The following is a 12,981-nucleotide window of genomic DNA, read 5'->3' as shown; positions in this document are numbered from 1 at the left end:
GGCGGACGCTCAGACCGCCGGGCCGGACCCGCGGAACGCGGCAAGGATCTCCTCGGCGGCCAGCGTCGCCGGGAGCGTCCCCTCCCGCACCCGGCGCTCCAGGTCCGGCGCCACCGCCCGCACCCCGGCGTGGCCGCGCAGGCTCTCCAGGAGTTCGTCGCGCACCATCGTCCAGGCCCAGTCCACCTGCTGCTCGCTGCGCTTGGCGGCGAGCCGGCCGGACGACTCCAGCAGGGCCCGGTGCTGTTCCAGCCGCTCCCACAGCGCGTCGAGACCGGTCGACTCGCGCGCGCTGCACGTCAGGACGGGCGGCGTCCACGCCGCGTCCGCCGGGTGCATCAGCCGTAGCGCGCCCGCGAGTTCACGGGCCGCGGCCTTCGCGTCGCGCTCGTGCGGGCCGTCCGCCTTGTTGACGGCGATGGCGTCCGCGAGCTCCAGGACACCCTTCTTGATGCCCTGCAACTGGTCCCCGGTACGCGCCAGGGTCAGCAGCAGGAACGCGTCGACCATGTTGGCGACCGCGGTCTCCGACTGGCCGACACCGACGGTCTCCACCAGCACCACGTCGTAACCCGCCGCCTCCATCACCACGATCGACTCGCGGGTCGCCTTCGCCACCCCGCCCAGCGTGCCGGCGGTGGGGGAGGGGCGCACGAAGGCGTCCGGGTCCACCGCCAGCCGTTCCATCCGGGTCTTGTCGCCCAGGATGGAACCGCCCGTCCGGCTGGACGACGGGTCGACCGCCAGCACGGCGACCCGGTGCCCCAGCCCGGTGAGCATGGTGCCGAGCGCGTCGATGAACGTCGACTTGCCAACCCCGGGCACCCCGCTGATGCCGACGCGCCGGGCGTGGCCCGAGTGCGGCAGCAGCCGGCGCAGCAGCTCCTGCGCCAGCGCCCGGTGGTCGGGACGGGTGGACTCGACGAGGGTGATGGCGCGCGCGATGTGCGCGCGCTTCCCGTCGAGCACGCCCTTCACATAACTCTCGAGATCGATCCTCGGTGCCATCGGTCAGCGGCTCACAGCTCGTGGCCGAGCGAAGACCCGAGCCGCGTCACCAGGTCGTGGGCCGCCTCCGGGATCACCGTCCCGGGCGGGAACACGGCCGCGGCGCCCGCGTCGAGCAGCGCGTCCACGTCCTGCGGCGGGATCACCCCGCCCACCACGATCATGATGTCCTCGCGCCCCTCGGCGGCCAGCTCCTCGCGGAGCGCCGGGACGAGCGTGAGGTGGCCGGCGGCCAGCGACGAGACGCCCACGATGTGCACGTCCGCCTCGACCGCCTGCCGGGCGACCTCGCCCGGCGTCTGGAACAGCGGGCCGACGTCCACGTCGAAGCCCAGGTCGGCGAAGGCGGTCGCGATCACCTTCTGGCCGCGGTCGTGCCCGTCCTGGCCCATCTTGGCGACCAGGATGCGCGGACGCCGCCCCTCCGCCCCCTCGAACGCATCGACCAGTGCGCGGGTGCGGTCCACGGACGGCGATTCCCCTGCCTCGTTGCGGTACACACCGGAGATCGTACGGATCTGGCCCGCGTGCCGGCCGTAGACCTTCTCCAGGGCGTCCGAGATCTCGCCCACGGTCGCCATCGCGCGGGCCGCGTCCACGGCCAGCGCCAGCAGGTTGCCGTCCAGGCCGGGGCCGGGGTCCCGCTCTGCGGCGGCGGTCAGCGCGCGCAGGGCGTCCTGGCACGCCTGCTCGTCGCGCTCCTCGCGCAGCCGGCGCAGCTTCTCGATCTGCTGGGCGCGCACCGAGGAGTTGTCGACCTTGAGGACATCGATCTGCTCGTCGGTCTCGACCCGGTACTTGTTGACCCCGATCACCGGCTGGCGGCCGGAGTCGATGCGCGCCTGGGTGCGGGCGGCGGCCTCCTCGATGCGGAGCTTCGGGATGCCCGCGTCGATCGCCTTCGCCATGCCGCCGGCCGCCTCGACCTCCTCGATGTGCTGCCAGGCCCGCCGCGCCAGGTCGTACGTCAGCTTCTCCACGTACGCGCTGCCGCCCCACGGGTCGATGACCCGGCCGGTGCCGGACTCCTGTTGGAGGAGGAGCTGGGTGTTGCGGGCGATGCGCGCGGAGAAGTCGGTGGGCAGGGCCAGCGCCTCGTCGAGCGCGTTGGTGTGCAGCGACTGGGTGTGGCCCTGGGTGGCGGCCATCGCCTCCACACAGGTGCGCGTGACGTTGTTGAACACGTCCTGCGCGGTCAGCGACCAGCCGGACGTCTGGGAGTGGGTGCGCAGCGACAGCGACTTGGCGTTCTTCGGCTCGAACTGCTGCACGAGCTTGGCCCAGAGCAGCCGGGCGGCGCGCAGCTTCGCGATCTCCATGAAGAAGTTCATGCCGATCGCCCAGAAGAAGGACAGCCGGGGCGCGAACGCGTCGACGTCGAGCCCCGCGTCCTGTCCGGCGCGCAGGTACTCCACCCCGTCCGCCAGGGTGTACGCCAGCTCCAGATCGGCCGTCGCCCCGGCCTCCTGGATGTGATAGCCGGAGATGGAGATCGAGTTGTAGCGCGGCATCTTCTGCGAGGTGTACGAGAAGATGTCGGAGATGATCCGCATCGACGGCTTCGGCGGATAGATGTAGGTGTTGCGGACCATGAACTCCTTCAGAATGTCGTTCTGAATGGTCCCGGCCAGCTTCTCCGGCGGTACGCCCTGCTCCTCGGCGGCCACGATGTACAGCGCGAGGACCGGCAGCACCGCGCCGTTCATCGTCATCGACACCGACATCCGGTCCAGCGGGATGCCGTCGAACAGCTGACGCATGTCGTAGATCGAGTCGATCGCCACACCCGCCATGCCGACATCGCCAGTCACCCTCGGGTGGTCGCTGTCGTAACCGCGGTGCGTCGGCAGGTCGAAGGCGACCGACAGGCCCTTCTGACCGGCCGCCAGGTTGCGCCGGTAGAACGCGTTCGACTCCTCGGCCGTCGAGAAACCCGCGTACTGCCGGATCGTCCAGGGCTGGTTCACGTACATCGTCGGGTACGGACCGCGCAGATACGGCGCGATCCCCGGGTACGTACCGAGGAAGTCGAGCCCTTCCAGATCGCGCCCGGTGTACAGCGGCTTGACCGTGATGCCTTCGGGGGTCTCCCACAGCAGGTCGCCGGCCGAGCTGCCGGAGGACTCCTTGACCGCGGCGCGCCACTGGTCCTCGGTGCCCTCGGGGGCGCCGCCCGGCCCGAGCCCGATGTCGGAGAAGTCGGGGATACGCATTACGCCACACCCATCCGGTCGAGAAGGGAAGAGAGCACGGCCACCGCGTCGCAGCCGGCGAAGACGTACTCGTCGACACCGTCGTACGCGCCGGGCCGCCCCGCCAGGTACACGCGTCGCGCACCCGCCGCGACCAGCGCCGCGGCGACCTCCGCCGCCTGTTCGGCGTAGAGCGCGTCGCTGGAGCACAGGCACGCCACGTCCGCCCCCGAGGCGGCGAACTCCCCGGCCACCGTGGACGCGTCCACCCGCACCGGCTCGTGCACCGGCTCGACGCCGCCCGCCTGGAACAGGTTCGCGGCGAAGGAGACCCGCGCGGTGTGGACCGCCGCCGGGCCGAGCGCGGCCAGGAACACCCGGGGCCGCGCGCCGGTCGCCGCGAGATGGGCGTCCGAGCGGACCCGCAGCGCCTCGAACGCCTCGTCGCGCCGGACGACCGGAAGGCCGCCCCGCGCCGGGGCCGTCGGGAACGGCTCGCGCTCCACCGGGCGCTCGGCCAGCAGCGGGAACTCGCTCACCCCGGTCACCGGCTCCTTGCGCCGGGCCAGGTCCTTGCCGCGCTCCGCCCAGGTCGCCGCGATCCGTTCCCCGACGAGGCCCGAGCCCAGCGCGGCCGCCTGGCCGCCCGCCCGCTCGATCTCCTGGAAGAACGACCAGGCCGCTTCCGCGAGTTCGTCGGTCAGCCGCTCCACGTACCAGGAACCGCCCGCCGGGTCGATGACCCGGGCCAGGTGCGACTCCTCCAACAGGATCGTGGAGGTGTTGCGCGCGATGCGCCGGGCGAACGCGTCGGGCAGGCCCAGCGCGTGATCGAACGGCAGCACGGTCACCGCGTCGGCCCCGCCGACGCCCGCCCCGAGGCTCGCGAGGGTGGTCCGCAGCATGTTCACCCACGGATCGCGCCGCGTCATCATCACCGGCGACGTCACCGCGTGCTGCCGCTGCGCCCCGGCGCCCGGGGCCCCGCAGACCTCGGCGACCCGGGCCCACAGCCGGCGCGCGGCCCGCGCCTTCGCGATGGTCAGGAACTGGTCGGCGGTCGCCGCGTACCGGAACTCCAGCTGTCCGAACGCCGCTTCGACGCCGAGCCCGGCCTCGGTCAGCGCCCGGAGATAGGCGACGCCCGTGGCCAGCGACGCGCCCAGCTCCTGGGCCGCCGAACCGCCCGCCTCGTGGTACGGCATCGCGTCCACGACGACCGCGCGCAGCCCGGGGAACTCCTCGGCGCACCGCAGCGCCCAGCGGACGGCCTCCGCCAGGTCGGGCTCGGTGCCCTCGCGCGCGGCCCGCCCCAGCGGATCGGCGCCGAGGCTGCCCCGTACCTGCCCGGCCGGGACACCGCGCTCCGCGTGCAGCCGCAGCAATTCGGCCGCCGCGGCGTCCAGTTCCGCGCCCGCGTCCAGGACGATGGGCGCCAGGTCGAGCAGGACGCCGTCGAGTGCCCGCTCCAGACCGGAGACCGGCACACCGCCGGTGCCGCCGACGGCCAGCCACAGCGAGGTGACGCCGTTCTCCAGGTCCGCGAGCACGGCCTCGTTGAGCCGGGCGGGGTCGGTGAACGCGTGCCGTTGCCGTACGCCCCAGCCGCCCGCCGTACACCCTTCGGGCTTGCTGCCGCGGGTGAACGGGGCGAAGCCCGGGAGACCGGCATCGGGCGCGTCGTCGCGCTGGGTGTAGAGGGGCCGGGTGATGAGCCCGTCCTCCACCGTGGTGGACAGTGCTTCCTCGGCGGCCGGTCCCGACACGTCCTTGCCCGATTTGCGCAGCACGCCTTCGACAAGGCTCTGCCACTGCTCATGGGCGGGGTCGGGGAATCCGGCGGCCAGCGGAAGCCCGTCAGCAGGCTGGACCGTCATGGCCCAGATGCTAGGACAGCTCCCGGGGGAGGAGCAGTGCGTCGGCCTGTGACCTTGCCCTCCCCCAGCGCACTTGATCCTTTACGTACTGTCGCGTAGCTGCTCCTGCCGTTGTGTGCTGTTCTGCCATGGTGCGTCACGGATTGCCCAAAGTTATGCTGCTCACGATCCATTCATGCGGAGAGGACGCGCCCGTGACCGTGGGACCAGTGGAATACCTCGTCGTCGCCTTTCCCGGCAGCCGGTTCACCGGCGCCATCGCGCCGGCGCTGGCCGACGCGGTCGCCTCGAAGGCGGTGCGCATCCTCGATCTGACCTTCGTGCAGAGGGCCGAGGACGGCACCGTCCAGGCCGTCGAGCTGGATGATCTGGACCCCGACGACCTGGTCTCCTTCGAGCCGGTCGAGGGCGAGGTCAGCGGCATGCTGAGCAGTGAGGACATCCGGCTGCTCGGCGAGCGCGTGCCGCCGGGGAGCTCCGCCGCCCTGATCGTGTGGGAGGACCTGTGGGCCGTCCCGTTGACCGAGGCGGTCCGGGCATCGGGCGGACAGGTCATCGCCCACGAACGGATTCCGGCCGCGGTCGCGGAGGCCGCCGCCTCCGCCGCCGGTCACGCCGGCTGACGCCCGCACCGGAAGGGGAACACGCCATGCCGATCTTCCGAGCACCCGGAATGAACCGCCGCGGACCCGGCCTCATCGGGGCCGCCGCGCGTACGGCCGTCGTCGCCGGCACCGCGTCCGCCGTCTCCGGGCGGGTCCAGCAGCGCCAGCAGGCCAGGTTCGCGCAGCAGGAGGCGGAGCAGTACGCCGCCCAGCAGCCGCCTCCGCCCGCTCCGCGGCCCGCCGCGCCCGGCGAGGACCTGATCGGGCAGCTGGAGCGGCTGGCCGCGCTGAAGCAGCAGGGCATCCTGACGGAGGCCGAATTCGAGGCCCAGAAGGCGCGCCTGCTGGCCGGGTGAGACCAGGGGGAGCGGGGCACCCGCCCCGTCACCCCGCTTCCGCCCGCGCGCGAGGTGTCGGCGCCCGCGGGAGACCGCTTCGCGCGGCTCCCGCCTGCCCGCGCGGCCGATCGATGATCCCCGGCGTTTTACTTTGTCGATGTGACGACATCATGCGACTTTTGATCCGGCCAGGCCGAAATCATTTCGGATGCGCGCCGGGAAAAGAGGAAATCCATCGTGCAAACCGTCAGGGCCGTCCCGACCGTCTCCGCCCTCAATCTGCGCGATCTCGGCGGCATCACGCTGGGCCCGGGCCGGCAGGTCCGGCCGGGCGTGGTGCTGCGCTCCGGCCGGCTCGGCGGCCTGGACCCGGTGGACGCCGCGGCCGTGGCCGCGCTCGGCATCCGCACGGTCGTCGACCTGCGCACCGCCGACGAGCGGGGCTCGGCCCCCGACGCGCTGCCGCCGGGCGCCCGGCTCTTCGTCGCCGACGTGCTGGGTGACAACCCGGGTGTGACGCCCGCACGGTTCCGCGCGCTGCTCGCCGACCCCGTCGAGGCCGAGCGGCTGCTGGGCGGCGGCAAGGCCGAGGAAGCGGTCGCGCGGTCTTACCGGCAACTGGTGCTCTCGCCGGGGGCCGCGGCCGCGTACCGCGCCTTCATCGACACGGCCGCCGACCCCGCCGCGCGGCCGGTGCTCTTCCACTGCGCCACCGGCAAGGACCGCGCCGGCTGGGGGGCCGCCCTGCTGCTCCTCATCCTCGGCGCCTCGCGCGACGTGGTGCGGCAGGAGTTCGTCGCCGTGAACCCGGTGCTGCGGATCGTCGGACGCCCGTACGTGCAGGGCTTCCTCGACGCGGGCGGCGACCCGGAGATCGCCTCGGCGATCATCGAGGTCCGCCCCCGCTACCTGGAAACGGCCCTGGCCGCCATGGACGAACGCTGGGGCGGCCTGGACGGCTACGTGCGCGACTGCCTGCGCGTCCCCGGCCCCACGCTGCGACGCCTGCGCAGCGAACTGGTCGTCTACACCGGTCCGTAGGGCGCACGGCACCGTCCCCGCACAGCGCGTCGCCCCGGCACACGCGGTGCCGGGGCGATCCCCGTCTCGGAGCGACCTGCCCCCGGGCGTCGTGTCAGACCTTCAGGAGCCGTTCGGTGAGGTCGCGGTAATGCTGGAGCGTGATCCGCAGCTCCTCGGTCCGGGCTCCGGGCTCGCCGCCGTCCCGTTCGCCGACGTGCAGGGTGCTGCGGCGCTCCTTGAGCGCTTCGGTGAGGCCGGCGACCACCGCGTCGAACGTGGACTCGGCCTCTTCCACCGCCCGGTGCGGGCTCTCCACGAAGTCGGTCACCGCCTGGTGCAGCCGATGGGCCAGCCGGTCCTGGTCGCCGGCCGGGAGCAGGCGGTCGGCCCCGTCGTGCGCGGTGTGCGCGGTGTGCGCCCGGTCCGTACCGCCCGCGTCCTTGTGCCCGAGGTGCTTCTCGGACAGCGGGACGGGCGCGGCGGCCGGGGGAGTGGAGGGCGCGGTCCGGGGCGGACGGGCCGAGGCGTCGTCCGAGAAGTGCGGGGTGCCGGTTCCGGCGGCCGGGTCCCCGAGGACCGGCCGGCTCGTGGGAGCGGCCGTGGGCCGCGCGGTGGGGTCGGTGTCCTTGGTCATGCCGTGCCACTTCCTTCCGCGTGGTGGTGCTCGTCCCGGCGGACCGGGCGGTCCGTGCCGTTCGATACGAGGACGTCGAAGAGGCCCCGGGCCTCGACGAGCGCGGTGCGCAGCTGCTCCGTGTCGCCCTCGCCGCGCTTGGCGGCGTGCACCCGCCGGTAGCCGTGGACGTGCTCGGCGTGGTGGACGGAGAGCGCGTCGCTCTGCTCGTCGAAGTCCTTGCCGTCCGGGAAGCCCATGTCCCGGGCCAGCTCCGCGAGGAGCGTGTCGGCCTCGGCCACCGCCTGCCGCGGCGCGTCGACGAACCGGTCCTGGACCCGCGCCCAGCGGGCGAGGTACCGCTCCCGCTCCTCGGGCGTCAGCGCACGCTCGTCCAGCGAGCCGTGCCGCTTCAGCCGTTCGTTCAGTTCGTGTTCGGCGGCCTTCGTGTCGCCGTCGTGCCGGGCCACGGCACGCTCGTACTCGGGTCCGAAACGCCGCCGCAGCCCGTGGCCGCCGTTCCTCCGGCCGAGGACGAGGAACAGTCCGGCGGCCACCACCACGACGACCGCGAGGATGATCACGAGGGTCGTCATCGTCACCACCCCCGGCGGTAGCCGGTCCGCAGGTCGCTGTGTTCCACTCCCACCATCCCTTTCGGTTCGTCGCCCGGCTCCGTCCCGGCCGGGCGTGACGCTCGTGTACCCCCGCGGACGCGTTCGAGACGCGGTGCGCGCGCCCTCTGCTGTCCGACCGGCGTCGCCGGGCGCCTCGGTAGGGTGGAGCACGCCGCAGCAGGCGTACTCCGAGAGGGGATCACGGTGACCGAGCGCAAACCCGCGGGCGTGAGCTTCGAATCATGGGTGGACCAGCAGATCCGGGAGTCCGAACGGAAGGGCGACGTCTCGAAGCTGCCCGGGTTCGGGAAGCCGATCGAGGCGCTGAGCGCCCCGTACGACGAGGCGTGGTGGATCAAGTCGAAGATGCAGCGCGAAGGGGTCTCGGTGCTTCCGCCGGCGCTGGCGCTCCGCAAGGAGGCCGAGGACGTCGTCGCCCGCCTGCCGGAGATCCGGACGGAGGCGGAGGTGCGCCGGGTGCTGACCGAGGTGAACGACAAGATCCGCGAGGCCGTCCGCAGGCCCCCGCCGGGTCCCCTGCTGAACCTGCGCCCGTTCGACGTGGACGCCCTAGTGGCGGAGTGGCGCACCGGACGCGCCGCCTCCTGAAGGGGCCCCGGCCGCTCCCCGGAGGGGATGCGTAATACTCGCCGCATGAGATCAAGCGTTACGCCGACGGGCCGCCGGGCATCCGGCGGCCCGGTCCGCGTCAGGCGGGCGACCGCGCGGGACGCCAAGCGCCTCACCCGGCTGGTCCGGTCCTCACGCGCCTACGAGGGCCCCTACGCGCCGATGGTCGCCGGGTACCGGGTGGGACCGGACTACATCGAGGCCCATGAGGTCTTCGTGGCCGTGCGGGAGGCGACGGACCGGGTGCTCGGCTTCTACGCGCTCGTCCTGGACCCGCCCGAACTGGACCTGCTGTTCGTCGCGGACGACGCCCAGGGCACCGGCACCGGGCGCCTGCTGATCGGCCACCTGCGGGCGGAGGCGGAGGCGCGGGGGCTGCCCGGCGTCCGCGTCGTCTCGCATCCGCCCGCCGAGGGGTTCTACCTGACCATGGGCGCGGAGCGGACCGGCACCGTACGGGCCGCGCCGCCCGCCGTGATGTGGGACCGGCCCGAGCTGCTGCTGCCGGTCGCCTGAACCGGGCCGGTCAGGCGGCGTCGGCGTCCGACGCCCGGTGGACGTCCGTGACGGTGAAGAGCCCGCCGTCCGGGTCCAGGAGCGTCGCCTCCCGGCCCTCGGGGCGCGTCAGCTCCTCCACCAGAGAGCCCCCGTGCTCGCGGGCCCGCTCCACGGCGCGGGTCACGTCGTCCACCGGGAAGTTGACCTGCCAGTGCGGGCGTACCAGCGGATCGGGGGCGGCCTCCACCGCGCCGGAGCTGATCCGGGCGAGCTGGCGGCCCCCGCACTGGACGATCACCTCGTCCTTCGCGTACGACACCTCGCAGGCCCCCGGCTGCCCGCTCGCCCAGTCCAGCACCTCGCCGTAGAAGATCGCGGCGTCGAAGGCGCTCCGGGTGCGCAGCCGCAGCCAGGCGTGTGCGTGGCCGTCCGGGGCGGGCGGCGACGTCGCCGGCGCGGTCCGCTCCCAGATGCCGAATCCGGCGCCGTCCCGGTCGGCGGCCAGCGCTCCGCGCCCCTTGCCCAGTGTCAGCGGGCCCACCGCGACCGTGCCGCTGCGCTCCCGGATGCGGGAGGCCGCCACATCGGCGTCGCGGACGGCGAAGTAGGGCGTCCAGGCCACCGCGACCCGGAAGGCGGTGGCCACGGCCCCGATGCCGGCGACCGGCACATCGCCGCGGCGGGCCACCGAGAACTCGTCGCCGAGCCTGCCCGGGCGGAAGCTCCAGCCCATCACCGGGCCGTAGAACTGCTGGGCGGCCTTCAGATCGCGGGTCATCAGATTGACCCAGCAGGGAGCGGCGGACCCGGTCAGGGCCGCACGCGCGGGCGCCGTGCCGGAGGTGCTTGGGGTCATGGTGCCACTGCCTTCATGGGGGGTGCGGCAGATGTGCCGACGGGCTTCGGGACCGCCACCCAGCCTGGCCGGGGGCAGCCGCTCCCGCAAACGCGACGCCGCCACCCGCCCCCGGTCCCCCGAGCGGGGACCGGTCAGTCGCGCTTGTCGTCGTCCTCGTGGCGGATCGGCTCGTTGCCGTGCTCACCGAGCTCGTACGGGGACAGGCCGCGGCCGTCCTCCGGGAAGCGGTCGTCGCCGTGGACGTCCGGCTTCTCCTCGTGGCTGCGGTGCTCGGGGCCGACCGGCTGCTCGTCCGGCCGGGGCGGGGGCAGTTCCTGGTCGTGCCGTCGCTTGCCCAGCAGGAAGGCGCCGATCAGCATGATCACCAGGAGCACGCCGATCACGCCCATCACGACGCCCGTCGCACCGCGTCCGTCCGCGAGGGTGACCGCCAGGGAATTCAGGGCTCCATCCGAAACGTCCATGCTTGCCGGATACCCCAGGACACAGGCGTCACTCGGGACGGCGATCGAATTCATGTTTTAAGTGGATATGGGCGCCGAAAATGTTTCGAGCGGTGTGAGCCCCCGCGACACCGGGCACGCGGGGGAGTCCGGGCCGCTCCTGTCGCAGCCGACCGTGCGCGGGGTCAGCCTGGACAGTACGGCAACACCCCTACGGAAGGACCCGCGGTGAACAGCGCACAGGACAAGCGACAGACCACCGACCACCACGACCAGGAGGTGTCGGTCGTCCTCAGCGAGTGCCCCGAGGACGACGCGCGCACCGTCTTCGACGTGCTGAGGGCCGCCTTCACCACCGACCGCTCCTCGGCCGACGTGCCCCAGGAGACCGCGGGCCGGCGGCCCACCGCGTGGGCCGCGACCGTCGACGTGTCCGAGGCCCGGGTGGTCTCGGGGTCCGTGGCGCTCGGTGCCCCCGTCACGCTCGACGTGCAGGGCGGCTACCACGCCGTGGACCGGCTCCGGGGCGGACTGGCCGACGCCTTCGCCGTCCGGGTGGTGGGCACCGTGTCGGGCGACCAGGAGGAGGAGGTCCGGCTGCGCCTGGAGAACAAGTAGGCCGAACGCCCCGTGCGGGGGCGCGAGGGGTCCGAGGCGCCGCCCACATCTGGTAGAAATCGGACAAAAGTGACTTCGTCGAAAGGTGTCGCGCGTGGACCCGACCAGTTCGTGGGAGGGCGGCGCCGCCGAATCGCCGGCGCCCGGCGACCTTCCCTCCGCCACCCTGACCCTGCACATCAACGGCACCGAGCGCACCCTCACCCTCGACCACCGCACCACCCTCCTGGACGCCCTGCGCCACCACCTGGACCTCACCGGGGCGAAGAAGGGCTGCGACCACGGGCAGTGCGGCGCCTGCACCGTCCTCGTGGACGGCCGCCGCGCCAACAGCTGCCTCCTGCTGGCCGTCGCCCACGACGGCTCCCGCATCACCACGGTCGAGGGCCTGGCGGACGGCGACCGGCTGCACCCGCTCCAGGAGGCGTTCCTGGACCGCGACGCCTTCCAGTGCGGCTACTGCACCCCGGGCCAGCTCTGCTCCGCCGCCGGCGTCCTCGCCGAGGCCGGCCAGGGCCACCCCTCCCACGTCACCCCGCACGACGCCCCCGTCGCCACCCCCGCCCGGCTCGGCCCGGACGAGATCCGGGAGCGGATGAGCGGCAACCTCTGCCGGTGCGGCGCCTACCCGCGGATCGTCGAAGCCATCGAGGACGTGGCGTCGTGAAACCCTTCGCCTACCTGCGCGCCGAGACCGTCACCGACGCGGTACGCGCCTGCGCCGCCCACCCGGGCGCCAAGTTCCTCGGCGGCGGCACCAACCTGGTCGACCTGATGAAGCTCGGCGTGGAGACCCCCGGCATGCTGGTCGACGTCAGCCGGCTGCCGCTCGACCAGATCACCGACACCGCCGACGGGGGCCTGCGCATCGGCGCCACGGTACGCAACAGCGACCTGGCCGCCCACCCCGCCGTACGCACCCGCTACCCCGCCCTGTCGCAGGCGCTGCTGGCCGGCGCGTCCGGCCAGCTCCGCAACATCGCGACCACCGGCGGCAACCTCCTCCAGCGCACCCGCTGCCCCTACTTCCAGGACACGTCCAAGCCCTGCAACAAGCGCGAACCCGGCACCGGATGCCCCGCCGTCGAGGGCAACCACCGCGACCTCGCCGTCATCGGGCACTCCGAGGAGTGCGTGGCCACCCACCCCTCCGACATGGCCGTGGCCCTCGCCGCGCTCGACGCGGAGGTCGTGCTGCACGGACCGGAGGGCCGACGGACCGTCGCGGTGACCGACTTCCACCGGCTGCCCGGCGACAACCCCGACGCCGACACCGTCGTCCGGCCCGGCGAGCTCATCACCGAAGTGCTGCTGCCACCCCTGGCCGACGGCACGGTCTGCCTCTACCGCAAGGCCCGCGACCGCGCCTCCTACGCCTTCGCCCTGGCCTCCGTCGCCGCCGTGCTGCGCGTACGCGACGGGCACGTCGAGCACGCCGCCCTCGCGTTCGGCGGACTCGCCCACCGCCCCTGGCGGGCCCGCACCGCCGAGGAGATCCTGCGCGGCGCACCCGCCACCGACGCGACGTACCTGCGGGCCGCCGACGCCGAACTGGCCCGGGCCCGCCCGCTGCGCGACAACGCGTTCAAGGTCCGCCTGGCCCGGCACCTGGCCGTCGACGCCCTCGCCGCACTCACCGCCCGCACCTGAAGAGCCGAGG

General features: G+C 73.5%; 15 protein-coding genes. 8 read left to right on the top strand and 7 right to left on the bottom strand.

Going from position 1 to position 12,981, the window contains the following annotated elements; translation table 11 throughout:
* Positions 1-9 precede the first annotated feature (9 nt).
* The 3 genes from meaB to mutA are packed head-to-tail and all read right to left on the bottom strand — an operon-like array spanning position 10 to position 5,077.
* Entirely contained in the window at positions 10-1,008 is a 999-nt protein-coding gene (gene meaB / locus ACFUJY_RS18815; protein WP_383300610.1) for a methylmalonyl Co-A mutase-associated GTPase MeaB, read from the bottom strand.
* 11 nt (positions 1,009-1,019) lie between these two features.
* Positions 1,020-3,221 (bottom strand): methylmalonyl-CoA mutase, encoded by a 2,202-nt coding sequence (gene scpA, locus ACFUJY_RS18810; protein WP_383300608.1) that lies wholly within the window; start codon positions 3,219-3,221, stop codon positions 1,020-1,022.
* Complete coding sequence (mutA, locus tag ACFUJY_RS18805) at positions 3,221-5,077, bottom strand: methylmalonyl-CoA mutase small subunit (RefSeq protein WP_383300605.1); 1,857 nt, start codon at positions 5,075-5,077, stop codon at positions 3,221-3,223. The genes scpA and mutA overlap by 1 nt, the downstream gene beginning before the upstream one ends.
* 194 nt (positions 5,078-5,271) lie before the next feature.
* Here mutA and ACFUJY_RS18800 point away from each other — a divergent pair, with 194 nt between their 5' ends.
* From ACFUJY_RS18800 to ACFUJY_RS18790, 3 genes are all read left to right on the top strand, one after another.
* Positions 5,272-5,700 (top strand): DUF6325 family protein, encoded by a 429-nt coding sequence (locus tag ACFUJY_RS18800; protein WP_383300603.1) that lies wholly within the window; start codon positions 5,272-5,274, stop codon positions 5,698-5,700.
* Positions 5,701-5,750: 50 nt separating this feature from the next.
* Complete coding sequence (locus ACFUJY_RS18795) at positions 5,751-6,038, top strand: SHOCT domain-containing protein (RefSeq protein WP_383301044.1); 288 nt, start codon at positions 5,751-5,753, stop codon at positions 6,036-6,038.
* A 219-nt stretch (positions 6,039-6,257) separates the two neighbouring features.
* Complete coding sequence (locus tag ACFUJY_RS18790) at positions 6,258-7,061, top strand: tyrosine-protein phosphatase (protein ID WP_383300601.1); 804 nt, start codon at positions 6,258-6,260, stop codon at positions 7,059-7,061.
* Between the two features lie 94 nt (positions 7,062-7,155).
* On the opposite strand, the gene ACFUJY_RS18785 is transcribed toward ACFUJY_RS18790, so the two are convergent.
* On the bottom strand, positions 7,156-7,677 hold the full coding sequence (locus tag ACFUJY_RS18785; protein ID WP_383300598.1) for a hypothetical protein: 522 nt from the start codon (positions 7,675-7,677) through the stop codon (positions 7,156-7,158).
* Positions 7,674-8,261, bottom strand: coding sequence for a hypothetical protein (locus ACFUJY_RS18780; RefSeq protein WP_383300596.1), 588 nt, complete (start codon positions 8,259-8,261; stop codon positions 7,674-7,676). Before ACFUJY_RS18780 ends, ACFUJY_RS18785 begins: the two co-directional genes overlap by 4 nt.
* A gap of 216 nt (positions 8,262-8,477) precedes the next feature.
* Between ACFUJY_RS18780 and ACFUJY_RS18775 the strand changes: the two genes are divergently transcribed.
* Both ACFUJY_RS18775 and ACFUJY_RS18770 read left to right on the top strand, forming a co-directional pair.
* Complete coding sequence (locus ACFUJY_RS18775; protein ID WP_383300593.1) at positions 8,478-8,882, top strand: DUF1992 domain-containing protein; 405 nt, start codon at positions 8,478-8,480, stop codon at positions 8,880-8,882.
* A gap of 45 nt (positions 8,883-8,927) precedes the next feature.
* Positions 8,928-9,419, top strand: coding sequence for a GNAT family N-acetyltransferase (locus ACFUJY_RS18770; RefSeq protein WP_383300591.1), 492 nt, complete (start codon positions 8,928-8,930; stop codon positions 9,417-9,419).
* Between the two features lie 10 nt (positions 9,420-9,429).
* Here ACFUJY_RS18770 and ACFUJY_RS18765 read toward each other — a convergent pair whose 3' ends face one another.
* Together ACFUJY_RS18765 and ACFUJY_RS18760 are read right to left on the bottom strand one after the other, a co-directional pair.
* Positions 9,430-10,257, bottom strand: coding sequence for a VOC family protein (locus ACFUJY_RS18765; protein WP_383300588.1), 828 nt, complete (start codon positions 10,255-10,257; stop codon positions 9,430-9,432).
* Positions 10,258-10,391: 134 nt separating this feature from the next.
* Positions 10,392-10,724: a DUF6479 family protein gene (locus ACFUJY_RS18760; RefSeq protein WP_383300586.1), complete on the bottom strand. Its 333-nt coding sequence runs from the start codon at positions 10,722-10,724 to the stop codon at positions 10,392-10,394.
* 207 nt (positions 10,725-10,931) lie between these two features.
* Between ACFUJY_RS18760 and ACFUJY_RS18755 the strand changes: the two genes are divergently transcribed.
* The 3 genes from ACFUJY_RS18755 to ACFUJY_RS18745 all read left to right on the top strand — a co-directional run bounded on the left by ACFUJY_RS18755 (position 10,932) and on the right by ACFUJY_RS18745 (position 12,971).
* Positions 10,932-11,321 (top strand): hypothetical protein, encoded by a 390-nt coding sequence (locus ACFUJY_RS18755; RefSeq protein ID WP_383300583.1) that lies wholly within the window; start codon positions 10,932-10,934, stop codon positions 11,319-11,321.
* Positions 11,322-11,415: 94 nt separating this feature from the next.
* The gene (locus ACFUJY_RS18750; RefSeq protein WP_383300581.1) at positions 11,416-11,988 is read left to right on the top strand and encodes a 2Fe-2S iron-sulfur cluster-binding protein; all 573 of its coding nucleotides are present in this window, start codon (positions 11,416-11,418) and stop codon (positions 11,986-11,988) included.
* Positions 11,985-12,971 carry an FAD binding domain-containing protein gene (locus tag ACFUJY_RS18745; protein WP_383300578.1) on the top strand — a complete coding sequence of 329 codons (987 nt, stop codon included), beginning with the start codon at positions 11,985-11,987 and terminating at the stop codon, positions 12,969-12,971. The genes ACFUJY_RS18750 and ACFUJY_RS18745 overlap by 4 nt, the downstream gene beginning before the upstream one ends.
* Positions 12,972-12,981 lie beyond the last annotated feature (10 nt).

Source organism: Streptomyces sp. NPDC057249, from assembly GCF_042669245.1.
Classification (GTDB): domain Bacteria; phylum Actinomycetota; class Actinomycetes; order Streptomycetales; family Streptomycetaceae; genus Streptomyces.
This window is presented reverse-complemented; position numbering and strand designations above follow the sequence as displayed.

What these genes read in the sequence shown, in the direction of transcription:
- mutA (WP_383300605.1), bottom strand. Translation starts at nt 5,077, where the DNA reads ATGACGGTCCAGCCTGCTGACGGGCTTCCGCTGGCCGCCGGATTCCCC.
- scpA (WP_383300608.1), bottom strand. Translation starts at nt 3,221, where the DNA reads ATGCGTATCCCCGACTTCTCCGACATCGGGCTCGGGCCGGGCGGCGCC.
- meaB (WP_383300610.1), bottom strand. Translation starts at nt 1,008, where the DNA reads ATGGCACCGAGGATCGATCTCGAGAGTTATGTGAAGGGCGTGCTCGAC.
- ACFUJY_RS18795 (WP_383301044.1), top strand. Translation starts at nt 5,751, where the DNA reads ATGAACCGCCGCGGACCCGGCCTCATCGGGGCCGCCGCGCGTACGGCC.
- ACFUJY_RS18785 (WP_383300598.1), bottom strand. Translation starts at nt 7,677, where the DNA reads ATGACCAAGGACACCGACCCCACCGCGCGGCCCACGGCCGCTCCCACG.
- ACFUJY_RS18765 (WP_383300588.1), bottom strand. Translation starts at nt 10,257, where the DNA reads ATGACCCCAAGCACCTCCGGCACGGCGCCCGCGCGTGCGGCCCTGACC.
- ACFUJY_RS18760 (WP_383300586.1), bottom strand. Translation starts at nt 10,724, where the DNA reads ATGGACGTTTCGGATGGAGCCCTGAATTCCCTGGCGGTCACCCTCGCG.
- ACFUJY_RS18770 (WP_383300591.1), top strand. Translation starts at nt 8,928, where the DNA reads ATGAGATCAAGCGTTACGCCGACGGGCCGCCGGGCATCCGGCGGCCCG.